General features: G+C 71.1%; 23 protein-coding genes. 6 read left to right on the top strand and 17 right to left on the bottom strand.

Annotated features, from left to right (window positions below):
* Window positions 1-25: 25 nt before the first annotated feature.
* The 3 genes from HNR30_RS04100 to HNR30_RS04090 form a co-directional block, all read right to left on the bottom strand.
* The gene (locus tag HNR30_RS04100) at window positions 26-1531 is read right to left on the bottom strand and encodes a hypothetical protein (protein ID WP_181608277.1); all 1506 of its coding nucleotides are present in this window, start codon (window positions 1529-1531) and stop codon (window positions 26-28) included.
* A gap of 63 nt (window positions 1532-1594) precedes the next feature.
* Window positions 1595-2947 (bottom strand): serine/threonine-protein kinase, encoded by a 1353-nt coding sequence (locus HNR30_RS04095; protein WP_181608276.1) that lies wholly within the window; start codon window positions 2945-2947, stop codon window positions 1595-1597.
* Window positions 2937-4412 (bottom strand): serine/threonine-protein kinase, encoded by a 1476-nt coding sequence (locus tag HNR30_RS04090; protein ID WP_181608275.1) that lies wholly within the window; start codon window positions 4410-4412, stop codon window positions 2937-2939. The genes HNR30_RS04095 and HNR30_RS04090 overlap by 11 nt, the downstream gene beginning before the upstream one ends.
* A gap of 60 nt (window positions 4413-4472) precedes the next feature.
* Between HNR30_RS04090 and HNR30_RS04085 the strand changes: the two genes are divergently transcribed.
* From HNR30_RS04085 to HNR30_RS04070, 4 genes are all read left to right on the top strand, one after another.
* Window positions 4473-6170 (top strand): DEDD exonuclease domain-containing protein, encoded by a 1698-nt coding sequence (locus tag HNR30_RS04085; RefSeq protein WP_181608274.1) that lies wholly within the window; start codon window positions 4473-4475, stop codon window positions 6168-6170.
* Between the two features lie 26 nt (window positions 6171-6196).
* Entirely contained in the window at window positions 6197-6484 is a 288-nt protein-coding gene (locus HNR30_RS04080; RefSeq protein ID WP_181608273.1) for an Lrp/AsnC family transcriptional regulator, read from the top strand.
* A 297-nt stretch (window positions 6485-6781) separates the two neighbouring features.
* Window positions 6782-7222 carry a MarR family winged helix-turn-helix transcriptional regulator gene (locus HNR30_RS04075; protein WP_181608272.1) on the top strand — a complete coding sequence of 147 codons (441 nt, stop codon included), beginning with the start codon at window positions 6782-6784 and terminating at the stop codon, window positions 7220-7222.
* A 31-nt stretch (window positions 7223-7253) separates the two neighbouring features.
* Entirely contained in the window at window positions 7254-7637 is a 384-nt protein-coding gene (locus tag HNR30_RS04070) for a PPOX class F420-dependent oxidoreductase (RefSeq protein ID WP_181608271.1), read from the top strand.
* Here HNR30_RS04070 and HNR30_RS04065 read toward each other — a convergent pair.
* Genes HNR30_RS04065 through HNR30_RS04025 form a run of 9 tightly spaced genes read right to left on the bottom strand, consistent with a single transcriptional unit; the run spans window position 7624 to window position 17925 of the window.
* Window positions 7624-9216 (bottom strand): dipeptide ABC transporter ATP-binding protein, encoded by a 1593-nt coding sequence (locus HNR30_RS04065; protein WP_181608270.1) that lies wholly within the window; start codon window positions 9214-9216, stop codon window positions 7624-7626. The genes HNR30_RS04070 and HNR30_RS04065 overlap by 14 nt on opposite strands.
* Entirely contained in the window at window positions 9213-10067 is an 855-nt protein-coding gene (locus tag HNR30_RS04060; protein ID WP_181608269.1) for an ABC transporter permease, read from the bottom strand. Before HNR30_RS04060 ends, HNR30_RS04065 begins: the two co-directional genes overlap by 4 nt.
* Complete coding sequence (locus tag HNR30_RS04055) at window positions 10067-10984, bottom strand: ABC transporter permease (RefSeq protein WP_312894215.1); 918 nt, start codon at window positions 10982-10984, stop codon at window positions 10067-10069. The genes HNR30_RS04060 and HNR30_RS04055 overlap by 1 nt, the downstream gene beginning before the upstream one ends.
* Window positions 10981-12597, bottom strand: a complete 1617-nt coding sequence (locus HNR30_RS04050; RefSeq protein ID WP_181608268.1) for an ABC transporter substrate-binding protein — start codon at window positions 12595-12597, stop codon at window positions 10981-10983. The genes HNR30_RS04055 and HNR30_RS04050 overlap by 4 nt, the downstream gene beginning before the upstream one ends.
* Window positions 12594-13694: an LLM class flavin-dependent oxidoreductase gene (locus HNR30_RS04045; RefSeq protein ID WP_181608267.1), complete on the bottom strand. Its 1101-nt coding sequence runs from the start codon at window positions 13692-13694 to the stop codon at window positions 12594-12596. The genes HNR30_RS04050 and HNR30_RS04045 overlap by 4 nt, the downstream gene beginning before the upstream one ends.
* Complete coding sequence (locus HNR30_RS04040) at window positions 13691-14710, bottom strand: LLM class flavin-dependent oxidoreductase (RefSeq protein WP_181608266.1); 1020 nt, start codon at window positions 14708-14710, stop codon at window positions 13691-13693. The genes HNR30_RS04045 and HNR30_RS04040 overlap by 4 nt, the downstream gene beginning before the upstream one ends.
* Complete coding sequence (locus tag HNR30_RS04035; RefSeq protein WP_181608265.1) at window positions 14707-15927, bottom strand: LLM class flavin-dependent oxidoreductase; 1221 nt, start codon at window positions 15925-15927, stop codon at window positions 14707-14709. The genes HNR30_RS04040 and HNR30_RS04035 overlap by 4 nt, the downstream gene beginning before the upstream one ends.
* Window positions 15924-17222: an NtaA/DmoA family FMN-dependent monooxygenase gene (locus HNR30_RS04030; protein ID WP_181608264.1), complete on the bottom strand. Its 1299-nt coding sequence runs from the start codon at window positions 17220-17222 to the stop codon at window positions 15924-15926. The genes HNR30_RS04035 and HNR30_RS04030 overlap by 4 nt, the downstream gene beginning before the upstream one ends.
* Window positions 17215-17925 (bottom strand): glutathione S-transferase C-terminal domain-containing protein, encoded by a 711-nt coding sequence (locus HNR30_RS04025; protein ID WP_181608263.1) that lies wholly within the window; start codon window positions 17923-17925, stop codon window positions 17215-17217. The genes HNR30_RS04030 and HNR30_RS04025 overlap by 8 nt, the downstream gene beginning before the upstream one ends.
* A 119-nt stretch (window positions 17926-18044) precedes the next feature.
* On the opposite strand from HNR30_RS04025, the gene HNR30_RS04020 reads away from it, so the two are divergent.
* On the top strand, window positions 18045-19328 hold the full coding sequence (locus HNR30_RS04020; protein WP_181608262.1) for a UDP-glucose dehydrogenase family protein: 1284 nt from the start codon (window positions 18045-18047) through the stop codon (window positions 19326-19328).
* Here HNR30_RS04020 and HNR30_RS04015 read toward each other — a convergent pair.
* A complete protein-coding gene (locus HNR30_RS04015) occupies window positions 19300-19965 on the bottom strand; it encodes a TetR/AcrR family transcriptional regulator (RefSeq protein WP_181608261.1) in 666 nt (221 codons plus the stop codon). The genes HNR30_RS04020 and HNR30_RS04015 overlap by 29 nt on opposite strands.
* A gap of 66 nt (window positions 19966-20031) precedes the next feature.
* Between HNR30_RS04015 and HNR30_RS04010 the strand changes: the two genes are divergently transcribed.
* A complete protein-coding gene (locus HNR30_RS04010; RefSeq protein ID WP_181608260.1) occupies window positions 20032-20610 on the top strand; it encodes a hypothetical protein in 579 nt (192 codons plus the stop codon).
* A gap of 19 nt (window positions 20611-20629) precedes the next feature.
* Here HNR30_RS04010 and HNR30_RS04005 read toward each other — a convergent pair whose 3' ends face one another.
* The 4 genes from HNR30_RS04005 to qcrC all read right to left on the bottom strand — a co-directional run bounded on the left by HNR30_RS04005 (window position 20630) and on the right by qcrC (window position 24958).
* Window positions 20630-21169 (bottom strand): DinB family protein, encoded by a 540-nt coding sequence (locus tag HNR30_RS04005; protein WP_181608259.1) that lies wholly within the window; start codon window positions 21167-21169, stop codon window positions 20630-20632.
* Window positions 21170-21384: 215 nt separating this feature from the next.
* On the bottom strand, window positions 21385-23043 hold the full coding sequence (gene qcrB, locus HNR30_RS04000) for a cytochrome bc1 complex cytochrome b subunit (RefSeq protein WP_181608258.1): 1659 nt from the start codon (window positions 23041-23043) through the stop codon (window positions 21385-21387).
* Window positions 23040-24155, bottom strand: coding sequence for a cytochrome bc1 complex Rieske iron-sulfur subunit (gene qcrA, locus HNR30_RS03995; protein ID WP_181608257.1), 1116 nt, complete (start codon window positions 24153-24155; stop codon window positions 23040-23042). The genes qcrB and qcrA overlap by 4 nt, the downstream gene beginning before the upstream one ends.
* On the bottom strand, window positions 24152-24958 hold the full coding sequence (gene qcrC, locus HNR30_RS03990) for a cytochrome bc1 complex diheme cytochrome c subunit (protein WP_181608256.1): 807 nt from the start codon (window positions 24956-24958) through the stop codon (window positions 24152-24154). The genes qcrA and qcrC overlap by 4 nt, the downstream gene beginning before the upstream one ends.
* Between the last annotated feature and the right edge of the window lie 7 nt (window positions 24959-24965).

The following is a 24965-nucleotide window of genomic DNA, read 5'->3' as shown; positions in this document are numbered from 1 at the left end:
GCGGCCATGCCCCGTCAGCTGCCTGTCAGCTGCCTGTGGCGCCGCCCTTGAAATAGGCCTCCACCGCCCTGGCGACGCTCAACGCCCCCGCGTCGGCCTCCTTGGGCTCGAAGATCTTCACCTTCGGGCTGTTGTTGGCCGCGTCGACGGGCAGCACCGCCCCGCCGTACGAGATCTCGACGACCAGCGCGCCCTTCCTGACGAACAGGTTCGTGCTGCCGTTGAAGAACTCGTTCTTGCGATCCCCCAGGTACTGCGAGAACGCCGCCTCCCCCAGCCCCTTGTGGTCGGTCAGCGGCCCCCAGGTCATGCGCTTGTCGCCGATGAAGTCCTGCATCAGCTTCGCCGAGCCGTACTTCTTCGTGTAGAACCCTTTCGCCGACACCGGGTCCGCCGTGCCGGCGCGGTTGGCGAAGTCGTGGATGGTGATCATGACGGAGGCGAGCCGCTTCATCCCGGCGGAGGCGGGGCCGTTCTGGGTGAGCCAGCGGCATTCGGTCTGCCTGTCGTTGCCGTCCTCCTGGGCGCGGGTGCGCACGAGGGGCTCGGGGACGAGCGCCGTGGCCGCTTCCGAGACCGCCTGGCAGAGCGGGGGCATGGCGGCGAGCGTCGACTGCGAGGGGGTGGGGCGGGCGCTGGGCGAGGTGGTGGCGGCGGGTTTGGGTGAGGCGAGCGCGCCGGGGTGCTTGGCCTGCCAGTCGGCCAGGCCCTTGGCGATGTGCCCGATGATGCCGCTGACCTCGCGGATGGCGTTGGCCTCCGTGATGGACTGCTTGGTGTCGTTGGTGAGCACCAGGGCGTCCTTGCGCTGCTGGCCGGCCTGGAAGCGGACCTCGATCGTCATGTCGCCGACCCGGCCGAAGGCCTGGCCGTACGCGTAGGCGAGGACCTTGTCGCGGCGCCAGGTGTACTGCGCGTAGGCGCCGTCGCCGACGCCGGGGATCTCGGTGACCGAGGAGGAGTAGTCCTTCTCGCCCGGCTTCAGCGTGGGTTTGTGGGTCTCGCGGTAGCGGGCGGAGGTGTAGTCGAAGTCGTAGGACTGCTCGGCCATGGCGCGGCCGGTCTTGGCGCCGTCGGGCTTGTGCTGGTCGATCTTGACCTCGATGGTGCGCGAGCGCGTGTATTCGCCGAAGGAGATGTTGAGGTTCTCCCAGGTGCAGTCGAAGTCGACCGTGTAGTCGCTCTCGCGTGAGTCGCCGCGGACGGTGGCGTCGGGCACCAGGCGCTCGACTTCCTGTTTGGGCAGCATGGTGCAGACGTCGGGCGGGGCGGCGGCCGACGCGGCGACCGGCGCCTGGGAGGTCTTGACGTCGACCACGTCGGGCGTGCCCGCCGGGCTGCCGGAGGAGCGGTTCTCGAGCCACAGGTAGCCGCCCACGCCCCCGCCGACCAGCACGACCACGACCGCGGCGCCAACGGGCAGGATCCAGCCGCGCCGCCGCTGCTGCTGCGGCTGGGTCGGAGGCTGGGTCGGCGGCTGGTAGTAGGGCTGCTGCGGCATTCGGTAGGGGTTGGTGGGGGGTTCGGTCACTGAGACTCCTGAGGTAAGCCCATCAGATGGCCACACATGCTAGTAATGGCGCTTGCAGGATGCTTAAAGCTCCTTCGCGATGGTCTGGGCGGCTTTCTGGGCGATGTCGCGGTCCTGCGGGGAGAGCCCGCTGTCGCGCCGTACGTCCAAGGAGACCTCGACCAGCAGGTTGCTGAGCCGGAAGCGCACCGTGCTTCTCCCCCGGTTCCTGCCGGTCTGGTCGTCGTGCCGGATGTAGGCGGCCTCTCCGACTCCCTGCAGGTCGGCGACGTCGCCCTGGTTGACCCGCTCGCCGTCGAAGACCCGCTTGGCCACCTCGGGGCCGCTCGACCTGCCCGAGGGCCGCTGGGGCCGCAGGCTGAGCGTCAGCGTGCGCTCCGCCGTACTGCGCACGAACCTCTTCCACCCGCACACGCCCGCGGGTCCGCGCGACAGCTCGACCTTGCCGCCGAGCAGGCCCGCCGCCTGGTCGGCGGTGATCACCGCGCACGGGTCGGGCGCCGTCGCGAACCTCCCGGTCTCGGCCGGTCTGTTCAGTACGGCGAAGCCGCCCCAGGCCAGCCCGCCCGCCACCACCAGCGCGACGGGCGCCAGGAGCCACTTCCTGCCGACCGGCGCCCGCGACGGCCCGAGCGACAGCCGCCGCTCGACCTCGTCGGCGCCCGGCCTGCGCGCCGGGTCCTTGGCCAGCAGGTCCATGATGAGCGAGCCCAGCTCCCTGCCCGCCCGCTTGGGGAAGGGCGGATCCTGCATGATCACGGCGGCGACCACGGCGGCCGGGATCGGCCGTTCGAACGGCCCGCGTCCCTCCACCGCCGCGTAGAGGGCCGCGCCGAGCGACCACAGGTCGGAGGAGGGCCCGGCGGGCTGGTGGTTGAACCGCTCCGGCGCCATGTAGGCGGGCGAGCCGGCGCTGCTGAAGCCGTCGCTGCTGCCGTAGATGGGGGTGGCGATGCCGAAGTCGGTCAGCATCGCGGTGCCGTCGCTGTCGAGCAGGATGTTGCCGGGCTTGACGTCCTGGTGGAGCATGCCGTGCGTGTGCGCGACCCGCAGGGCCGACAGCACCCGGAGCCCGATGCGGGCCACGTGCTCGGCGGGGAGCGGGCCGTGCTCGGCGATGACCTTGTCGAGGGAGCGGCCGGTGGCCAGGTCCATGACGATCCACGGCTGGCCGTGGTCGACGACCACGTCGTGCACGAGCACGATGGCCGGGTCGCGCAGCCGCCCGGCGGACTGCGCCTCGCGGATGGCGCGCTGGGCGAACTCCGCCCGCTGGCGCGGGTCGGCGGGCATGCGGACCTGCTTGACGGCCACGAGCCGGTTCAGCATCACGTCGTGAGCACGCCAGACGGTGCCCGCCCCGCCCTCGCCGAGCCGTTCGAGCAGCCGGTAGCGGCCCGCCAGTTCACCCTGCACGGTTCAGTGCCTGTTCCGTGGCCTTGGCGGCCCTGAGCGCGGTCTGCCGGATGTCGTCGTCGGTGGGCCTGCTCATGATGGTCGTGTAGTCGACGCGCACCACCAGGTTGGCCAGCCGGTAGTAGACGCGCCCGGTGTGCACGCGCCCGTCGGGGCCGGTCATCTCCATGGCGAAGGCCTCCTCGCCCACACCCTGCAGCCACCGCGACTTGGTGAAGGCCGCCTTCTGCGCCTTGCCGACACCGATCTCCGGCCAGGACCAGGTGCCCTTCGACCCGCTCCACTTGCGGTCCTGGGCGATCATCAGCGAGCGGGCGCGCTCGGGGGTCATCGCCCACGGGCTGGGCGCGTCGGAGTCCTTCTGCGCCTGCACCTGCAGGCCCATGTTGACCATCGTCCACCCGCACGACGGCCCCTCGTCGTCGGTGTCGGACACGCCCTTGGGAGGGTTCTTGGCCGGAAGCATCGCGCCGACCTGCTCGGGGGTGAGCAGCGTGCACAGGTCGACGGGCAGGGTGAAGGCGGTGGGCTTGGCCGGCGCGCGGTTCAGGTACAGGTAGCCGCCCACGCCCGCGGCCACCAGCACGGCCGCGGCCGTCGCCACGATCGCGGCGGCTTTCGTACGGCGGGGCCTGCGGCTCAGCCGGGTCGCCTCGGGCAGATCGACCTGCCGGCCCGCGGCGAGCTGCCGCAGGGCGTGCAGCGCCGCCTGCGTCGACGGGCGGGAGGCCGGGTGGGGCGCCATCATCGCGTTGAACAGCGGAACCCGGCAGGGCGGCGGCGGCCCGCTCAGGGTGGCGCGGATGCGGTCGGCCGCGTGGCCCTCGTAGGCCGGGCGGCCCTCGACCGCCGAGTAGAGCGTGGCGCCGAGCGACCACAGGTCGCTTCCGGGGCCGCCGAGCTCGCCCTCCAGGCGCTCGGGGGCGATGAAGCCGGGCGAGCCGATCATCATCCCGGCCTGGGTGAGCGTCGCCTGGCCCTCCTGGCGGGCGATGCCGAAGTCGGTGAGCACGACGCGGCCGGTATCGGTGAGGAAGATGTTGCCCGGCTTGACGTCGCGGTGCTGCAGCCCCTGCGCGTGGGCGGCCATGAGCGCGTCGAGCACCTCGGCGCCGATGCGGGCGACCTGCTCGGGGGACATCGGGCCGTGATCGCGTACGGCGTCGCCGAGGTTGCGGCCCCGCAGCAGCTCCATGACGAGCCACGGCCTGCCGTACTCCTCCACCACGTCGTGCAGCGCCACGATCGCCGGATGGCGCAGGCTGCCGGTCACCTGGGCCTCGCGCACCGCCCTGGTGAGCATCTCGCGCCTGCTCGCCTCGTCGATGCCCTCGGGCAGGGTGAGCTCCTTGACCGCCACCTCACGGTCAAGGACCTCGTCGCGGGCGTGCCAGACGGTCCCCATACCGCCGGCGCCCAGCTGCCGGATGAAGGTGTAGCGCCCGGCCAGTCGTCCCCCAGACATAAAGGGCAGAGTAACGGACCTGCCAAGGAACTGTCGGTGGCCCCTTCTAAGGTCTTGGTCGTGGACGCGGTTCAGGGCACTCTCGACGAGTTGGGCACACCCCTTCAGGAGGTGACCTTCGTCGTCTTCGACCTCGAGACCACCGGGGGTTCCCACGCCGAGCACGCCATCACCGAGATCGGGGCGGTCAAGGTGCGCGGGGGCGAGGTGCTCGGGGAGTTCGCGACCCTGATCGACCCCGGCGGGCCGATCCCGCCGTTCATCTCCGTGCTGACCGGCATCACCGACGCCATGGTGGTCGCCGCGCCGCGCATCGAGGCGGTGCTGCCCTCCTTTCTCGAATTCATCTCCGGCACGGTGCTCGTGGCCCACAACGCCGGATTCGACACCGGTTTCATCAAGGCCGCCTGCCAGAAACACGGCTACGCGCCGCCGAAGAACGCCGTGCTCGACACCGTCGACCTGGCCAGGCGGGTGCTGACGCGCGACGAGACCCCCAACCACAAGCTCGGCACGCTCGCCCGCTTCTTCCACAGCACCACCGAGCCGATCCACCGCGCCCTGCACGACGCGCGGGCCACCGTCGACGTGCTCCACGGCCTCATCGCCCGCTCGGGCTCCTTCCAGGTGCACACCTTCGAGGAGCTGAAGTCGTTCGTCCGCGCGCCCACGCCCGAGCAGCAGCGCAAACGCCACCTGGCCGAGCACGTCCCCCACGCGCCCGGCGTCTACCTGTTCGAAGACGAGCGCGGCGAGGTGCTCTACATCGGCAAGTCGACCAACCTGCGCAACCGGGTGCGCTCCTACTTCACCGCCAGCGAGACCCGCCCCCGCATCCGCGAGATGATCGGCATCGCCGAGCGGGTGCGCCACGTGGTGTGCGCCACGACGCTCGAGGCCGAGGTGCGCGAGCTGCGGCTGATCGGCGGCGCCAAGCCGCGCTACAACCGGCGGTCGAAATTTCCCGACAAGGTCGTCTGGCTCAAGCTCACCGACGAACCCTTCCCGCGCCTGTCGATCGTGCGCGAGCTGCGCGGCGACTCCGCCACCTACCTGGGCCCCTTCCCCAACCAGCGGGCCGCCGACGACGCCCGCACCGCCCTCTACGACACCGTGCCGCTGCGCCAGTGCTCCGACCGGCTGTCGCTCACCGGCAGCCGCCGCGCGTGCGTGCTCTACGAGATGGGCCGCTGCGGCGCGCCCTGCGAGGGCAGGGAGTCGGTCGCCGACTACTCCGTCCACACCGACGTGGCCCGCCGCGCCATGCTCACCGACATCACCCCCGTCTACACCGCGCTGCTCGCCCGCATGGAACGCCTGTCGGTCGAGCAACGCTACGAAGAGGCCTCCCTCGACCGCGACCGGCTCGCCGTCTACGTCCGCACCGCGGCGCGCATGCAACGCCTGACCGCCCTCACCCGCATCCCCCACCTGGTGGCCGCCTCCCCCGCCTTCGACGGCGGCTGGGAGATCCACGTGGTGCGCCACGGCCGCCTGTGCGCCGCCGGCGTCATGCCCCGCGGCGCCCACCCGACCCCGTTCGTCGACTCCCTCATCGCCCGCGCAGAAACCGTCATCCCGGGCCACGGCCCCGTCCACGCCGCCACCGCCGAGGAGAGCGAGACCATCCTGCGCTGGCTGGAGTCACCCGGCGTGCGGCTCGTCCAGGTGGAGGGCGACTGGGCCCTGCCGGTGCACGGCGCGGCACGCGTGAAGGCCCGGCTCGACCAGGCCTACCAAGGCGGGTATCCGCGCTGAGTCCGGGGGCCGATACAGTGTGGCTCATGGTCACGGCAATCGTTCACATCAACGCCGAGGTGGACCGCATCCCGGAGATCGCCCAGACGATCGCCGAGATCGGCGGGGTCAGCGAGGTGTACTCCATCACGGGCGAGTACGACCTGCTGGCGATGGTCCGCGTGCCCGCCTACGAGCAGATCGCCGAGGTCGTGCCGGGGCGCATCAACAAGGTGCCCGGGGTGCTGCACACCGAGACGCACATCGCCTTCCGGGCGTATTCGAAGCATGACCTGGACGCGGCGTTCTCCATCGGGCTGACCGAATCCGACTGACCTCGTCACGGCAAGCTCCTCGCCGGTCGTGCGCCTTCGGCGCGGGCCGAGCTCGGGCTCCCTCAGCGGGGGCCAAGCCCTCCACGACCCCCAGCCGGGGCCTGCCGGCCCCGGACCCCGGTCGTGGCGCTGGTTCGGTGGCGGACGTCGTGCGGCGCTTCCCTGGAGAGGGTGGTGCGGCCTCGATGAGCGTGGCGTCAGTGGGCCGCCGGTGATCGCGTGATCCAGCCGACGAGGCCGATGCGGCGCCCAGCGCGCTGATGAACCGTCAACCCCCTGATGGCATACCCTCGACCCATGAGCATCAAGGCGACCGAGTGGCGGCTCGGCGGGTACGTGAAGCAGGCCGAGCAGGCGCTGATCGCCGAGAAGACACGCGTGCTGCGCCCCTTCGGGCTGACGGTGCCGCAGTACGCCGCCCTGCTGTCCCTGTGGCTGGTGCCCGGCGTCTCGGGGGCGCGGCTGGCCAGGTTGTGCCTGGTGACGCCGCAGAGCATGACCACGGTGCTGAAGACCCTGGAGGGCCGGGGGCTCATCGAGCGCACCCCTTCGCCCGATCACGCCCAGGTGCTCGTCACCCGGCTCACTCCCGACGGCGAGGCGCTGGTCGAGCGGGCCGATGAGGCGGCGTCGGGGGTCGAGCGGCGGTTGTTCGACGCGTTCTCGGAGGCCGAGCGGGCGCAGCTGCGGGCGCTGCTGGAGAGGGCGACGAAGACGCTCGGAGCATTCGAGTCTTGATAACCATAAAAGCTTTGATAGTTTGCTCGGCATGATTCCTGAGACTCATGCCGATCTGCTCGACCGTCCGCTCTTCGCCCACCTGGCGACGTTGATGCCCGACGGGAGCCCGCAGGTCACGCCCGTGTGGACGATCTGGGACGGCGAGTTCCTGCGCTTCACCACCACCCATGACCGTCAGAAGGGGCGCAACGCCGCCGCGCGGCCGCGGGTGGCGATGTCGATCAACGATCCCGACCAGCCGTACCGGTACCTGGAGGTGCGCGGCACGGTCGAGCGGGTGGAGGCGGATCCCGGCGGGGAGTTCTTCGACGTGCTCGCGCGGCGGTACGGCCTGCCGTACGACAGGCCGGTGGGGGATGCCGAGCGGCGGGTGGTGCTGGTGGTGCGGCCCACCCGGTTCACTCGCCAATAGCCGCCACGCCGACGACCGGGCCGGGGACGGCGGCCAGGAGCTCCCTCGTGTACGGGTGGCCGGGGTCGAAGAAGATGTCGTCCGCCTCCCCGCTCTCCACGACCCGGCCGTCCTTCATGACCAGCACCCGGTCCGACACGTGGTGCACCACTCCCAGGTCGTGGGAGATGAACACCATCGCCATCCCCAGCTCCGCCTGGAGGTCGGCGAGCAGGTCGAGGACCTGCGCCTGCACGGAGACGTCCAGCGCCGACACGGGCTCGTCGCAGATCAGCACGTCGGGCCGGTAGCCGAGGGCCCTGGCGATGGCGACGCGCTGGCGCTGCCCGCCCGACAGGTCGCGCGGGCGGCGGGCGGCGAAGGACAGGTCGAGGCCGACGTACTCCAGGAGTTCCTCGATGCGTTCCTCCGGCAGGCGGCGGTGGTCGGAGACGAGGCGGGCCACGGTGTAGCGGGGGTCGAAGGAGTCGAGCGGGTTCTGGGAGATCACCTGGATGCGGGGGCGCAGGGGGCGCCGGGACTTCTCGGTCACGCCGCTCCACGGGCTGCCCAGGAGGGTGACGGTGCCCGAGGTGGGTTTCAGCAGGCCCAGGGCCAGGCGGGCGAGAGTGGTCTTGCCGCTGCCCGACTCCCCGACCACGCCGAGCGTCTCCGCGCGGTGGAGGACGAAGCCGATGTCCTGGGCGACCGTGCGCGTGCCGTACGAGAAGGACAGGCCGGAGGCGGACAGGACCACCTCGTCGGAGCGGGGGCGCTCGGCCGTGACGCGGGTGCCGTCCGAGAGGCGGTGGCCGCGAGAGGCGGCGGAGGGCACGGCGGCCAGGAGGCGGCGGGTGTAGGGGTGGGTGGGTTCGCCGAGGACGCGGGCGGTGCTGCCCTGTTCGACGACGAGGCCGTCTTTCATGACGAGGATGCGGTCGGCGACGGAGGCGACGACGGCCAGGTCGTGGCTGATGAGGAGCAGTGCTGTGCCCGCTGCCTTGCGCTCGGCCAGGAGGCGCAGGATCTGGGCCTGGACGGTGACGTCGAGGGCGGTGGTGGGCTCGTCGGCGATGATCAGGGGCGGGTCGGCGGCGATGGCCGAGGCGATGAGGACACGCTGGCGCAGGCCTCCGGAGAGCTGGTGGGGGTAGTGGCCGAGGCGCGTCTCCGGCTCGGGGACGCCGACGGCGGTGAGCAGGTCGAGGACTCTCTGCCGTGTCGAACCGGCGGGGGCGAGCGCGGCGGAGGGTCCCGGGCGGCGGAGGGACTCGGCGATCTCCGCCCGCACCGTGCGCAGCGGGTCGAGCGAGACCAGCGCGTCCTGGAGCACGAGACCGGCGAACCGCCCCCGCACCCGCCGCCACTGCCTCTCCCCGAAGGCCAGCGCGTTCTCCCCGCCGAGCAGGAACCGCGACGCCTCCACCCGTGACCCGGGACCGGCCAGGCCGAGCAGCGACCTGGCGGTCACGCTCTTGCCCGACCCCGACTCGCCCACGATCGCGACGCACTCGCCCGGCTCGATCGTCAGCGAGATCCCCCTGACCACCTGCGTCCCCGCGAACGAGACCCGCAGGTCGTCGATGCTGACCAGGCTCACCCCACACCCCTCTCGGAAGGCCGGCCTTCGAAGCGCCGCTGCAGGCGCCTGCCGACGACGGTCAGGCTGATCACCGTCGCGGTGACCGCGAGCCCGGGGAAGAACGCCTCCCACCAGGCCACGCGCAGATAGTTGCGCGCCTCGGACAACATGGCGCCCCATTCGGCCGCGGGCGGCTGCGGTCCCATGCCAAGGAAGCTGAGCCCCGCCGCGGCCACGATGGCGGTGCCGAGCCCGATGGTGGCCAGCACCGGCAGCGGCCCGAGCACGTTGGGCAGGACGTGCCGGGTGGTGATCACCCATGGCCGGTGGCCGTGGGTGACGGCCTGCTCGACGTAGCCGGAGCGGCGCACGACGAAGGTCTGGGCGCGCACGACGCGGGCGTAGTTCGGCAGCTGGGCGATCGCGATGGCGACGACGACGTTGGCGGTGCCCGGGCCGATGATCGCGATGACGAGCAGGGCGAAGAGGATCTCCGGCAGCGTGGAGAGCACGTCGAAGGCGCGGGTCATGAGCTCGTCGAGCCAGCGGGGCGCCAGGCCCGCCGCGAGGCCGAGCAGCAGTCCCGCGGTCAGGGCCAGGCCGGTGGCGGCCAGGGAGATGCCGAGCGAGAAGCGTGCGCCGTGCACGACCCGCGCGAGCACGTCGCGGCCGAGGTGGTCGGTGCCGAACCAGTGCTCGGAGCTCGGCGGGGCGAGCGCCGTGAGGGGGTCGGCCTGGAGCGGGTCGACGGGGGTGAGCAGGGAGGGTACGGCGGCCGCCAGAGCCAGGAGCAGCAGGAACAGCTGCGCGGTGACGATGCGGGCGCCCAGGCGTGGCGCCCAGGGTGTGGGGGCGAGGACTCCGGCCATCACGCGCTCCGCAGTCTCGGGTCGATGATCCGGTAGAGCAGGTCGAGCACGGTGCTGATCAGCACGTACAGGGCGGCGGCGAGGATGACGATCGCCATCATGACGGGCAGGTCCTGACTGGTCACCGCGGTCAGGGTCAGCTGTCCCAGCCCCGGCCTGCCGTACAGGGACTCGGTGATGATCGCGCCGCCCAGCAGGCTGCCGGTCAGCATGCCCGCCAGCGTGACGGCGGGCAGCGAGGCGTGCCGGAGCGTGTGACGCACCACCAGGGCGCTCTCGGTCAGCCCGCGTGCCCTCGCCGTCACCGCGAACGGCTGCTCCTGCGCGCGTTCGAGCCCTTCCCTGAGCACCTGGCCGAGCGAGCCCGCGATGGGCAGCCCGAGCGTGAGCGCGGGCAGCACCAGGGCCGAGGTGTCGCGCGCGCCGGAGACGGGGAACCAGCCGAGGGTGAAGGAGAAGACGAACAGCAGCAGGATGCCCACCAGGAACGGCGGCACCGACACCCAGGCGAGCTGCACGCCGGAGACGGCGCCGCGCAGCCAGCGGCCCCTGCCGGCGGTCGCGACGGCCAGCAGGAGCGCCAGGACGATGCCGGTCGCGGTGGCGGCCAGCATCAGCTCGACGGTGGGTCCGAGCTGGCCCGCCAGGAGGTCGCCGACGCCCTGCTGGAGGGTGTAGGAGCGGCCGAGGTCGCCCTGGAGGAGCCGGGCCAGATACGACAGGTACTGCACGATCTGGGGCTGGTCGAGGCCCCATTCTCGGGCGATGGCCGCGCGGATCTCGGGGGTGTCGGCGCCGTCGCCGAGCAGGATGCTGGTGACGTCGCCCGGCGCGACGAGCAACGCCAGCCAGGAGGCGGTCGCCGCGGCCCACATGACGCCCACGCCTCCCGCGAGCCGGACGACGACGGTTTTCACGTGCCGATCCGCACGTCGTAGGCGCTGCCGGGCGTGCCCGACGACGGGTCGAAGCCGAGCCCGCCGACGCTCCGGTGGGCGGCGATCTGGTCGGCCGGCTGGTAGACCGGCAGCACGATCGCCTCCTCCGTCACGACCCGCTGCTGCACCTTCAGGTACAGCTCCTTGCGCCGCGCGGGGTCGGACGTCGTCGATGCCTCGACCAGCCAGGCGTCGAGCTCCGGGTCGTCCCGCCTGGTCCGGTTGATCGCGCCCTTGGCCGGGAGGATGAGGTTGAGCGCGGCCCCCACGTCGGAGTCCCCGCGCGAGTTCTCGAACAGCTCGTACTCGTTGTCCTCGACCGCCTTCGTGGCGGTCCCCGCGTCGACGATCTTCACCTGGAAGTCGATCCCCGCGCTCTGCTTGACCTGCGCCTGGATGGCCTGGGCCAGCACGTCGCGGCGGTCGCGCACGAACGGGGCGGCCGCGACGGTCCTGACGGTGAGCCGCCTGCCGTCCTTGGTGCGGAAGCCCTCGGCGTCACGCGCCGTCCATCCGGCCTCGTCGAGCAGCGCGTTGGCCTTGGCGGTGTCACCGCCGTAGCTCTTCTCCAGGGAGGCGTCGTAGAAGGGGCTGCGGCTGCCGACCAGGCTCCAGGCGCGGCTGGCGCTGCCCTGGTAGACGGAGGCGAGGACCTTGTCGACGTCGACGGCCTCGCGGAAGGCCTGCCGTACCCGCTTGTCGTCGAAGGGGGCCCGGGAGACGTTGAAGTAGTAGGTGAAGGAGGTGCCGGTGTTCAGCTCGCTGGCGAACGTCAGCTCGGGATCGGCCTTGATCAGGGGGATCTCGGTGGCCGGCACGCCCTCGACGACCTGGACCTGGCCCGAGGTGAGCGCGCCGACGCGCACGGAGGCCGTGGGCAGGATGCGGTAGGTCAGCGTCGACAGGTGCGCGGGGCCCTGGTGCGCGGCGGTGGCGGGCGGCCACGCGTAGGCGTCGTTGCGCCGGTAGCGGATCTCCTGGCCCGGCACGAACGCCTCCAGGACGAACGGCCCGGTCCCGACCAGGTCGGGACCGCCCGCCTTGAGGTCCTTGGCGTTCTGCAGCGACTTCGGCGAGACCTGCCCTCCGTACGGCGAGGCGAGGAAGTCCAGCAGCAGCGCGTCGGGATTCTTGAGCGTGAGCCTGACCGAGGTCGGCGACAGCACCTCGGTCCTTTCGAGGTTGCGCAGCTGGATGGCCTTGACGACGGCGTTGTAGTCGGCCTTGCCGAACTGGTCGAGGTTCGCCTTGACCGCGGCGGCGTCGAACTTCGTCCCGTCGTGGAAGGTGACGTCGTCACGCAGCTCGAAGGTGTAGGTCAGGTGGTCGGGCGAAACCTGCCACGATTTCGCCAGCCACGGCACGAAATTTCCGGTCTTGTCGCGGGCGATCAGCGCGTCGAACTGGTTGAACACCAGCAGCCTGGCCTTGTTCTGCGCCCACTGGTGCGGGTTGAGCGTCACGGGTTGCGTCTCGATCGCCCAGGTCAGGCTCGTGCCCGTGACGGTGCCGGTGGCCGCCTCCTGCGGCGCCCCTGTCCCGCACGCCGCCGCCAGCAACACCAGGGGCAGCACTGCCCGCAGGATCTTCACTTTCGTCCTTCCCAGGCCTTGGCCAGCAGTTCGTAGGAGCGGACCCGGTCCGCGTGGTCGTGCGTGATGGTCGTGACGAGCAGCTCGTCGGCGCCGGTCACCCGGCGCAGGGTCCGCAGCCGCTCCACCACGGTCTCGGGCGAGCCGGTGAACTGGGTGTCGAGCCGGTCCTGGACCAGGGCCCTGTCCTCCTCGCTCCAGTCGAAGGCGGCGGCCTCCTCCGGGGTGGGGAACGGGATCGCGCCGTCGCCCCTGCGGATCGAGCGCACCCACAACCCGTACGGGGAGGCCAGCTCGCGGGCGTGGTCGTCGGTGCCGGCCACGACCACGTCCGCCGAGACGATCACGTACGGCTCGGCGAGCGTGGCGGACGGCTTGAACGCCTCCCGGTAGGCCTCGACCGCCTCCAGGACCGAGGAGGGCGCGACGTGGTAGTTGGCGGCGAAGGGCAGCCCCCGCTCCCCCGCGACCCGTGCGGACTGCCCGCCGCTGCTGCCGAGGATCCACAGCTCGACCCGGGCGCCCTCGCCGGGGACGGCGGGCGCCTGGTGGGTGCCGTCGAGGAAGGCGACGACCTCGTCGATCTGGTCGGCGAAGTCGGGCGTCTGCGCGCCCGGCTGCTGCAGCAAGGCGATCTGGTGGCGCAGTTGCGGGTGCTTGACCAGGACGGAGTAGTCGAACGGCGGCGGGATCAGCAGCCCGTCGACCACACGAGCCTCGGACCTGGGCGGCGGCGGCGCCTCGGCCGCCAGCTCGGCACGCCGCTGCCCCGAGCGTCCGATGCCCAGGTCGACGCGTCCCGGATACAGGGCGTCCACCAGGCCGAACGACTCCACGACCGACAGCGGCGTCTGGTGCCCGAGCTGCACCGCTCCCGATCCCACCCGGATCCGGGAGGTCGCGGCGGCCACCAGGCCGATGAGCACGGCGGGGGCCGCGCTCGCCACGCCCCTGGCGAAGTGGTGCTCGGCCACCCAGTAGCGGCGGTAGCCGTACTGCTCGGCCTTGACGGCCAGGTCGATGCTGTTGCGCAGGGCCTGGCCCGCGGTGCCGCCCGAGGGGATGGGGGCCAGGTCGAGGATGGACAACGCGGTCATGCTTTCACCGCCGGGATCTCGTCGCGCAGCACGGGGGCGATCTCGCTCTGGAACAGCTCAAGGGTGCGGCGGTGCTGGGCCTCGGTGAGCCCTTCGCGGTCCGCCGGGATGTGGATCACCTCGTGGCCGAAGCGCTTGTGGTAGCGCAGCACCTTGTCGATGATCTGCTGAGGGCTGCCGATGAGGGCGGAGCTGCGTTCGGCGAAGTCCTCCACGGTGGGGAAGACCGGGTCGAGGCCGGCCCGCTCGAACAGCTTCAGCCGCTCGGTGAAGATCGGCCGGTAGGTCTCGATCGCGTTCTGGGAGTTCTCGGCGGCGTAGAAGGCGGCCGTTCCGGCGCCGACCAGGGCCTTGGCCGGGTCGTGGCCGTGGTGGGCCCAGCGTTCGCGGTAGTGGTCGACCAGCTCGGCGTAGGGGCCGATGGGGTTGGTGACGTTGGCGGAGAACAGCGGATCGCCGTACGCGGCGGCCAGTTCCACCGACTCCTTGCTGGTGGCGCTGCCGTGCCAGACGCGGACCGGCCTCTGCAGCGGCCTGGGCAGCACCTCGGCGTCCCGCAGCGGCGGCCGGTACTTCCCGCTCCAGGTGACCCTGTCCTCGCGCCAGAGCCTGCGGAACAGCTCGTAGCCCTCCCGGTTGCGCTCCCACTGGTCGTCGGGGGTGACGCTGAACAGCTCGCGCTGGGCGGCGCCGTTGCCCTTGCCGATGATCAGTTCGAGCCGCCCGCCCGACAGGTGGTCGAGCGTGGCGTAGTCCTCGTAGGCGCGCACCGGGTCGAGCAGCGACAACGTCGTCACCGCCGTGAAGAGCCTGATGTCGCGGGTCCTGGCGGCGATGTGGCTGAGGACCACGGGCGGCGAGGAGGAGATGAAGGGCCGCTCGTGCCGCTCCCCCACGCCGAAGCCGTCGAAGCCGAGCTCCTCGAAGAGCACCGCGGTGTCGACCACCTCACGCAGCCGCTCGGTGGGAGTGGAGCCGTCCAGGTGGGTGATCAGGGTGATGCCGAGAAATTTCATGACACCTCCGCGTAGCGGCTGGCGGGCCTGGTCAGGCCGAGATGGCCGCGCAGCGTGCCGGCCTCGTAGGCGTCGCGGAAGGCCCCGCGGGCGCGCAGGACGGCGGTCAGCTCGCGGGCGATGACCTTCAGGTCGTACGGCAGGGCGCCGGGGCGCAGCCTGAAGCCCTCGACGCCCGCCTCCCGCCAGTCCAGGAGCAGGTCGGCGAGCTCCTCGGCGCTCCCGGCGAAGACGAGCGCGTCCGAGGCGAGCGGGGCGCCGTCCAGCGCGTCCAGGCGGGCCTTGCGCTCGGCGGCGTCGTCGCCCAGGAAGACCAGCAGGTCGGCGAAGATCTTGACCGGTCCGCGCGAGGAGCCGGCTTCCAGGTCGCGGAGCTCTGCGACCGTGGCCGCGGCCTCCTCGCGTGAATGCGGCGTCACGAACACCACGTCCGCGTGCCGCACGGCGAACTCGTACGGCACCCGCGAGTGCGCCAGCGCGGTCACCACCGGCTGGCCCTGCGGCGAGCGCGGGGTGATCGACGGGCCCCTGACGCTGAAGAAGCGCCCCTCGAAGTCGATCGTGTGCAGCTTGTCGCGGTCGAGGAATCGCCCGGTGGCCTCGTCGCGGATCTCCGCGTCGTCCTCCCAGCTGTCCCACAGCCGCCTGGCCACCTCGACCGCGTCGCCCGCCTCCTCGAACAGGCCGGCGACGTGCCGTCGGAAGTCGTCGTCCATGGCCGCCTCGAAGGCCGTCGGGCGCCCTTCGTGCGCCTGGGCTCGCGTGCCCGTGCCCAGGATCGGGAAGTCCCTCCTGCCGATCAGCGCGGCCTCGGACGAGCGGGCCGAGATCCGCGGCTGCCAGCCGGCCCTGCCCTCGCTGGCGAAGTCGAGCGAGGCGATGCCGATCGCGACGTGGAACGGCTCGGTGTGCGTGGTCGTGGCCGTCGGTACCAGCCCGATGTGGGTGGTGAGGGGCGCGATGCGGGCGGCGAGCAGGACCGCGTCGAGCCGCCCGCGCACCTGGTCGGTGCGCGAGTCGAGGCCGTCGAGCAGGGTGGACTGCAGGCCGAAGGAGTCCTCGAAGGTCACGAAGTCGAGCAGCCCCCGCTCGGCCTCGCGCACCAGCGCGGTCCAGTACTGCGCGTCGAACACCTCCGACGGGGTGAGCAGCCCTTCCCGCCAGGCCGCGGGATGCCATCCGGCGCCTTCCAGCGCCACCGCCAGGTGCAGGCTCATCGGGTCAGCCCCAGGTGCTCTCGAAGGGTCGAGCCGCTGTAGGACTCGCGGAAGACGCCGCGTTCGCGCAGCAGCGGTACGACGGTGTCGACGAAGTCGTCGAGCCCGCCGGGTGTCAGGTGCGGCACGAGGATGAAGCCGTCGGCGGCGTCGGCCTGCACGTGCTCGTCGATCTGCCTGGCCACCTGCTCGGGTGTGCCGACGAAGGTCTGGCGGCCGGTGACCTCGATGACCAGCTCGCGGGTGGTCAGGCCGCGTTCGGCGGCCAGCGCGCGCCACTTGGCCGCGATCGCCTGCCGGTCGCCCAGCGGCACCCGGCCCTGCGTGACGCCCTCGCCGTCGTCGGGGTCGGTCTCGGGCAGCGGGCCGTCGGGGTCGTGGCCGGACAGGTCGCGCCCCCACACCTGCTCCAGGAAGGCCAGCGCCGTGCGCGGGCCGACCTGCTGGCGGCGGATGGCGTCGGCGTTGGACCTGGCCTCCTCCTCGGTCCCGCCGAGGGCGAAGGTGGCGGCGGGCATGATCTTGAGTTCGTACGGCTTGCGCCCGTACCCGGCCAGCCTGGTCTTGACGTCGGTGTAGAACCGTTTGCCGTCCTCCAGGGTGCCGTGGCGGCTGAAGATGACGTCGGCGTTGCGTGCGGCGAACTCCCTGCCCTCGTCGGAGTCGCCCGCCTGGATGATCACCGGGCGGCCGCCGGGCAGCGTGGCGGTGCCGGTGACGCCGAAGTGCGTGCCCTCGTGGGTGACCTGTCTGATCGCGCCCTGCCGTACGAAGTCCTGGCCCTGGAAGGGGTCGGCTTCCCAGGAGTTCCAGAAGGCGCCGGCCACGTGCAGGAACTCCTCCGCCCTGCGGTAGCGGTCGGCGCGGTCCAGATAGCCGCCGCGCCGGAAGTTCTCGCCGGTGAAGGCGTCGGAGGTGGTGACGACGTTCCACGCCGCGCGGCCCGCGCTGAGGTGGTCGAGACTGGCCAGGCGCCTGGCCAGTTCGTACGGCTCGTTGAAGGTGGCGTTGACCGTGCCGGCCAGGCCGAGGCGGTCGGTCACGGCGGCCAGCGCCGACAGCACGGTCAGCGCCTCGGGCCGCCCCGCCACGTCGAGGTCGTGGATGAGGCCCTTGTGCTCGCGTAACCGCAGCCCCTCGGCCAGGAAGAAGAAGTCGAAGGTGCCGCGCTCCGCCGTGCGGGCCAGGTGGGCGAAGGAGGAGAAGGCGATCTGGCTCAGGGAGCGGGGATCGGCCCAGACGGTGGTGTTGTTGACGCCGGGGAAGTGCGCGGCGAGGTGGACCTGCTTACGCATGGGTCGGTCCGAAGGCGTCGTGCTCGCGCAGGCGGCCGGTGTAGTCCCACAGGTGCTTGTGCTCCGGGAAGGGCGCCAGGCGGACCAGCGACGGCCACAGCCGCACGTCGGCCTCGGTGATCTCCTCGCCGAACAGGTACGGCCGGTCCTTCAGCCGGTCGTCGAGCACCTCCAGGCTGCCGGGGGTGACGCCCTTGTTGACGTTGTGGAAGATCCAGTCGTTCAGCTCGTCGATCTCGGCGCGCCGGTCCTTGGGGTAGAGGTCGGGCCCGCCGCCCCCGAACCGGGTGGCCAGGTCGATCGTGATGTCCGGGTAGTTGTTGCTCACGATGACGCCCTGCTGCTTGTCCCAGAGCACCGGCACCGAGATGTGGCCCGGGTAGCCGGGCTCGGTGGCATGGTAGGCCTGCTCCAGGAAGTCGAAACCGTTGATCGGGTCGGCGCCGCGCCGCTGCCTGAAGGCCCAGCCCCTGCCGTCGCGCTCGTCGTCGACGTACGACAGGCTCACCACGTCCTCCAGGCCCTTGAGCCGGCGCACGATGACCGCTCGCTGCGCGTAGGGGCAGACCCACGCGACGTACAGGTGGTAGCGGCCGGGTTCTGCCGGGAATCGGGGAGAGCCGATCCGTCCTTGGAAGGGGTAGGTCGGCGTGCCCCTGCCGTAGGGGCCGTAGGTGTCCAGGTCAACAGGGCTTGCCGTCATTCCGGTCCCTTTCTCCACATTACCTACATAGACAGTAGGAAAATAGGCTTTATATGTCAATGCATGAACTCAGCGGTAAGGTGGTTGACCGCCAGCGATCACATACAGGACGGGCTGCCATGCCACGCACCATCGCCGTCTTCGGAGCCGGATACATCGGCCTGGTCACCGCCGCCTGCCTGGCCGAGCTCGGGCACGCCGTCGTGGTCCGAGACATCCAGCCCGACCGGGTCCAGCGGCTGCAGGCGGGCGAGGTCCCCATCTTCGAGCCCGGCCTGGCCGAGATGATCGCCCGCAACACCGAGCGGCTCAGCTTCACCCTCGACGCCGCCACCGCCCTGGCCGCCGCGGAGGTCGCCTACGTCTGCGTCGACACCCCGCCGACCGTCTCGGGCGACGCCGACCTGTCACGCGTGTGGTCGGTCGTCGACTCCCTCAGGGGCGCGCCCGCCCTGCTGGCCGTGGTCGTCAAGAGCACGGTGCCGGTCGGCACAGGCAAACGGATCCGCACGGTGCTCAACGAGTCGGGCCTGGAGCACGTCGGCTACGCCTCCAACCCCGAGTTCACCGCCGAGGGCCGCGCCGTCGCCGACTTCATGACCCCCGACCGCATCGTCATCGGCGGCTCCGACCAGGATGCCATCCGCCTCGTCGCCGACCTGCACCACGGCATCAACGCGCCCATCGAGATCATGGACGTCGCCTCCGCCGAGATGACCAAGCTCGCCGCCAACGCCGCGCTCATGACCCGCATCAGCTTCATCAACGAGATCGCCGCCCTGTGCGAGCTGACCGGCGCCGACGTCGAGCTCGTCTCCAAGGCCATCGGGCTCGACCACCGCATCGGCTCCCACTTCCTGCAGGCCGGCATCGGCTGGGGCGGCAGCTGCTTCCCGAAGGACTCCGAGGCGCTCAAGCAGCTGGCCAGCAACACCGGATACCACCCGCAGCTGCTCAACGCCGCCATCGAGGTGAACAACCTGCAGAAGCGGCGCGCCATCCAGACCCTCAAGCAGGCCCTGGGCAGCCTGGAGGGCACCGAGATCGCGCTGCTCGGCATGACCTTCAAGCCCAGCACCGACGACATGCGCGAGTCGCCCAGCACGGTCCTGGCGGCCCGGCTGCTCGCCGAGGGCGCCAGGGTGCGCTGCTGGGACCCGCTGGCGCCTCAGGAGCTGCCCGAGCCGTGGTCGCAGACCACTCGCCACCCGCGCGCGCTCGACGCCCTCGACGGCGCCGACGCGGTCATCCTGGCCACCGCCTGGCCGGAGCTGCGCGAGCTGCCGTGGCACGACGCCCACGACCTCATGCGGCGGCCCGTCATGTTCGACGGGCGCAACCTGCTCGACCCGGCCAAGATGCGCGCGCTCGGCTTCACCTACATGAGCGTCGGGCGGCCGTGACCTCGCGGGCGCCCAGCCCGGCGAGCAGGGTCGCGACCCCCTCGGCCAGCACCCGCTCGCCCTCCTCGCGGGAGTCGAGGAACCAGCCGGGCAACCGGCTCCTGCCGCCGCACGTCAGCTCGATGCTGACGATGCCGTGGATCGTGGTCCACACCAGATAGCCCGCGCGCACCGGATCCGGCGGACGGATGAGACCCGCCTGCGATGCCGCCTCGATCGCCGCCGTGAGCAGGGCGAAGGTACGGTCGAGCGCGGCTCGGCGCACCTCGGGCGAGGGATCGAAGCCCGCGAGCGGCCGCTCGAACATCAGCGCGTAGAGGCGGGGATCCGCCAGGGCGAACTCCCGGTAGCCGTGCGCCACCGCCAGGATCCGGCCGATCGGATCGGCGTGCCCCTCCAGTGAGGCCGTCAGCGACCCGTGAAGGACGCCGAAGCCGTACTCGTAGACCGCCTCCAGGAGCCCGGCCCGGCCGCCGAACGCGGTGTAGATCCCCATCGTGGAGGTGCCGGCGGCGTCGGCGACGCGGCGGAGCGTCAGATGCGTGGCCCCCTCGTCGCGCAGCACGCGCACGGCGGCGTCGAGCAGGTCGCGGCGCAGCGAGCCGAGATCTTTCGAGGTGCTTACGTCTCTCGCCACGCTCTCACCATATCCCGCGATAACGCGCATCATAACAAGCGTTATCGCCCTCGGAAGGAGAGCACAGTGAGGATCTATCAGGTCAGCGCGGCAGCGGGCTTCGCCTGCGCCGCCCTTCTCGTCGTCAACGCCGCACGGCGCGGCGGGTTCCTGCCGGAAACCGCCTTCACCCATGCCATCGCACCGTTCGCCGCACTCGCCGGGTTATTCGCCATCGTCGGGATCTACCTGCTCATCCGCGACTCCGCCGGACGGCTCGGGCTCGCCGGATTCGTCCTCAACGCGGCCGGGCTGACGGGCGCCTTCGCCGTGGAGTACATCCTCCACTTCGTCTTCCCCTACCTCGACCGGCCGGTCGTCACCGGCCTGCTCGCCGGAACCACCGGCCGGGCGTTCCTGGTCACCTCGGTGATCCTGCTCCTGGGCGTGCTGGCCTTCAGCGCGGCCGCCATCCGCAGCCGCGCGATGGCCGTGCCCGCCGTCGTGCTGTACGCGGCCGGGATGACGCCGGGATCGCTGCGCAACCTCGTACCGGAACCCGTCTACCTGGGCGGGCTCGTGATGGCCGCGATCGGGGTCGCCTGGATGGCCAGGCGGCTGTGGCTGGCCGGACGGAGCGCTCCGGCCCTCGCCGCCACCGCCTGACGGGCGCGGGCCGGGCGCCTCACTCGCCCGTCGTGCCGTCCACGGACTCCCGGATCAGGTCCGCGTGCCCGTTGTGACGCGCGTACTCCTCGATCATGTGCACCAGCATCCAGCGCAGGCTCGGCGCCCTGCCGTCGGGCCACCCGCGCAGCGACAGGTACTCCAGGCCGCCCGCGGCCATCGCCTGCTGGATCCTGACCCGCGAGCGCGCCACCGCCGCCTGCCAGAGCTCACGCAGCTCCTGCGGCGGGTCCTCGGCCGCGGAGTGCCAGTCCCAGTCGGGGTCGGCGTCCCAGTCGACCTCGTCCCACGGCGGTTGCAGTTCCAGGCCGTGCAGCCAGTGGCCGAACCAGTCGTCCTCGACGTAGGCCAGGTGCTTCAGCATGCCGCCCAGCGTCATCGACGAGGCGCCCACCGTCGCGCGCAGCCCCTCGGCGTCGAGGCCCTCGCACTTCCAGGCGAAGGTGGCGCGCTGGTAGTCGAGGAACGTCAGGAGCGTTCCGACCTCGTCCCCCGCGAGCGGCGGTTCCGGACGGCCGTGCTCGTCTACTTCGGTCATGAGGGGTGAGTGTAGGGCCGATCACCGACAGGCGACAGGCTCCGCCGTACGCCACGCGGCAGGCGCCCCGCGCCGCCTGCCGTCCGACAGGCCCCCGCCCCTTGGCCCTGCCGTCCGACACGGCCCCGGCCACTGGCCCCTGGCTCCTGCGGTACGGCAAGCGAAAGGGCCCGGGCGGTGAATCCCCGCCCGGGCCCCTCCTTCAAGCGATCAGGTCAGTGCGTGATCGACTTCTCGTCGCCACCCGTACCGATCGCGGCGTGGTCGTCGCCGTGACCGTCGTGCCCGTGACCGTCGTCCAAGGGGATCTTCTCCCCGCCGTAGGCCCTGGACATCCGGGCCCGCAGCTTCCCGATCGGCCCGCGCATGCCCTTGGGCGGGATGCCCGCGCTGTCGACGAGGACCGGCACCATCGGCACCGCCTCCTTGCCGCGCATGTGAGCCTCGATGTCGTCCGCCGGCGGCGTGTGGATCTCGATGAACTCACCGTGCGGCAGCCGCTTGATGACACCGGACTCCACCCCGTGCCCGATGATCGCCGCGTCGGAACGCTGCAGACCGAGGCAGATGCGGTAGGTCACGATGTAGGCGATCACCGGCAGCACGAACACCGCGACCCGGCCGATGTAGGTCGTCCAGTTCAGGCTGATCGAGAAGACCCACGAGAGCTCGTCGTTGGCGCCCAGCAGCCACAGCACGCCGTAGAAGGCGATCGCGGCCATGCCGATCGAGGTGCGGTGCGGGTTGTTGCGCGGACGGTCGGCGATGTGGTGCTCACGCCGGTCGCCCGTGATCCACTGTTCCAGGAACGGATAGAGCGCCAGGCCCGTCATGATGATGCCCATCGGCACGAGCGCCGGGATGATCACGCTCAGTGGCAGCGTGCCCCAGGTGTTCGTGCCGCCGAGGTTGATCTCCCACGGCACCATCAGTCGCAGCGAGCCTTCGAGGAAGCCCATGTAGAAGTCCGGCTGCGAACCGGCGGAGATGTCGGCCGGGTTGTACGGACCGAAGATCCAGATCGGGTTGATCTGGGCGAAGGTCCCCAGGCCGGCGATCACCGCGAAGGTGAACAAGAAGTACGCCCCGGCCTTGAGCATGAACGCGGGGTAGAACGGCGCGCCGACCACGTTCTTGTTGTCGCGGCCCTTGCCCGGCATCTGGGTGTGCTTCTGCACCCACATGAGCACCATGTGGGCCGAGACCAGCGCCAGGATGATGCCGGGGATGAGCAGGATATGCAGGGAGTAGAACCGGGAGATGACATCGACACCCGGGTACTCGCCGCCGAACAGGAAGAACGTGATGTACGTGCCGACCAGCGGCAGCGAGATCGCCACACCCTCGGTGATGCGCAGACCGGCACCCGACAGCAGGTCGTCGGGCAGGGAGTAGCCCGTCAGACCCTCGGCCAGGGCCAGCGTGAGCAGCAGCACGCCGATGACCCAGTTGAGCTCGCGCGGCTTGCGGTATGCACCCGTGAAGAACACGCGGAGCATGTGCACCATCATGCCGGCGACGAACAGCAGGGCGGCCCAGTGGTGCATCTGCCGCATGAGCAGACCGCCACGGACCTCGAAGCTGAGCTCCAGCGCCGAGGCGTAGGCCTCCGACATCATGACGCCCTGCAGCGGTGCGTACGGGCCGTTGTACTCGACGTGGCCCATGCTCGGCTGGAACCAGAACGTCAGGAACGTACCGGTCAGCAGCAGGATGATGAAGGAATAGAGCGCGATCTCCCCCAGCAGGAACGACCAGTGGTCGGGGAAGATCTTGCGCATGTTGCGCTTGAGGAAGCTGCCCGCGCCGATGCGGTCGTCGATGAAGCTCGACGGGCCGGAGATCGCCTTGGGAGTCGCCTTCAGTTCGCTCATGCTGACTTACCTTCTTCCCGGGCCAGCTGCTCGGCGTCGCCGCGCTCCCAGTAGGACGGGCCGGGCGGCACCGCGAAGTCTCCCTGGGCGATGAGGTAGCCCTGCTCGTCGACGGCGATGGGCAGCTGCGGCAGCGGCCGGGCGGCCGGGCCGAAGATGACCTTGGCGCCGTCGGCCGCGTCGAACGTCGACTGGTGGCAGGGGCACAGGATGTGATGGGTCGTCTGCTCGTACAGGGCCGCGGGGCAGCCCACGTGCGTGCAGATCTTGGAGTAGGCCACGATCCCGTCGTGCGTCCAGTTCTTGTTCACGCCACCCTTGATCTCCTCGGGGCGGAACTTGATCAGGATGAGCGTGGCCTTGGCGAGTGCGTTGAGGTCGTGCTCGTAGCCTTCCGGCACGACCGACAGGATGCCGCCGGGCGAGTTGAAGTCGGCCGCCCTGATCGGCTGGCCGGTGCCCTCGACGACCAGGCGGAGGTTCTTGCCCTCCTTGGTCTTGGTGCCCCACACCGTGTGCCGGAGCGTCGTGTGGAACTTCGACGCGGGCAGCGGCGTGTTGTTGTCGAGGTCGCGCAGCAGGACCAGAGGAAGCAGGCCCAGCGGCGCGGAGGCCAGCAGCAGGGTGCGGCGCAGCATCTTGCGCTTGACGAAGCCGCTCTCGTTCGCGCCCTTGAGGAAGGTCTCCTCGACGTAGCCGCGGGTCTCCCCGTCGGTCGCCATCGGGTGACGCTCCTGGACCAGGTTGTACTTCGGCATGAGCTGGCGGACCCAGATCACGATGCCGGAGGCCAGGCCCAGCAGCGCCAGCGTCAGCGTGCCACCCAGCGCCAGGTTGGACAGCGCCGTGTTGTCGAGGCTGTCGACCGGCAGGATGACGTAGAAGACCAGGAAGGCGATCGCCGCGGCGAAGGTGACCATGAAGCACAGGGCCACGATCTTCTCGGCCTTGCGGGCCTTGACCTCGTCGGGGAGGATCACGCCCGGCTCGTCGTCGGAGTCGTGCCTGGCCTCCTGGGCGCCGAGCATCGAGGTGCCCGGCGCAGGGGTGCCGATGACGCGCTTGGGAACGCGGCTTTCCGGCTGCTCGATCTCGTGCTCGTTGTCTGTCATGGCTTCTGTCGCTTCTTCGCGGTGATCCAGATGGCGGCGAGGGCGAGCACACTGATGCCCACGATCCACGCTACAAGGCCTTCGGTGACCGGGCCGATGCGCCCGAGACCGAAACCTCCCGGGTCGGTCTGCTCACGAACGCCCTTGACATAGGCGATGATGTCGCGCTTCTGCTCGGGCGTGATGGTGCTGTCGTTGAACACCGGCATCGCCTGCGGACCGGTGGCCATCGCCTCGTAGATCTGCTTCTCGGACGGGGCGTTGAGCGCCGGGGCGTACTTGCCCTGCGTCAGCGCGCCGCCGCCGCCCGCCCAGTTGTGGCACTGGATGCAGTTGGCGCGGAACAGCTCTCCGCCCTTGGCCTCGCTGCCCAGCGAGGCGTCGAGCCACTTCTCCTCGGGCACGGTCGGACCGCCGCCCAGGGACTGCACGTAGGCGGCCAGCGCCTCGATCTTCTCCGGGGTCACCCACGGAGCCGTCGGCTTGCGCGGCGCCTGGGCGCCGGGGTTGGCGGCCGGCATGCGGCCGCTGCTGACCTGGAAGTCGACGGCCGCGGCGCCGACGCCGATCAGGGTCGGGCCGGTCGAGGTGCCCTCGGCGCTGAGGCCGTGGCAGCTGGAGCAGTGCGCCTGGAAGAGGTTCTTGCCCTCGGCCACGGGGTCCTGGCCGGTGGCCAGTGTCGCCTCGGCCGGACGCGAGAACTTGGCGATCGTGGTGTAACCCACACCGAAGATCGCCAAGGCGAAGATCAGGACGGCGTATCTCGCGAGGGGATGCCGCCGTCGAGCGGTGATCCTAGACACAGAGATC

Source organism: Nonomuraea soli, assembly GCF_013761175.1.
Classification (GTDB): Bacteria; Actinomycetota; Actinomycetes; order Streptosporangiales; family Streptosporangiaceae; genus Nonomuraea; species Nonomuraea soli.
The sequence above is the reverse complement of the archived record's forward strand: the minus strand, read 5'-3'. Positions and strand labels throughout refer to the sequence as shown.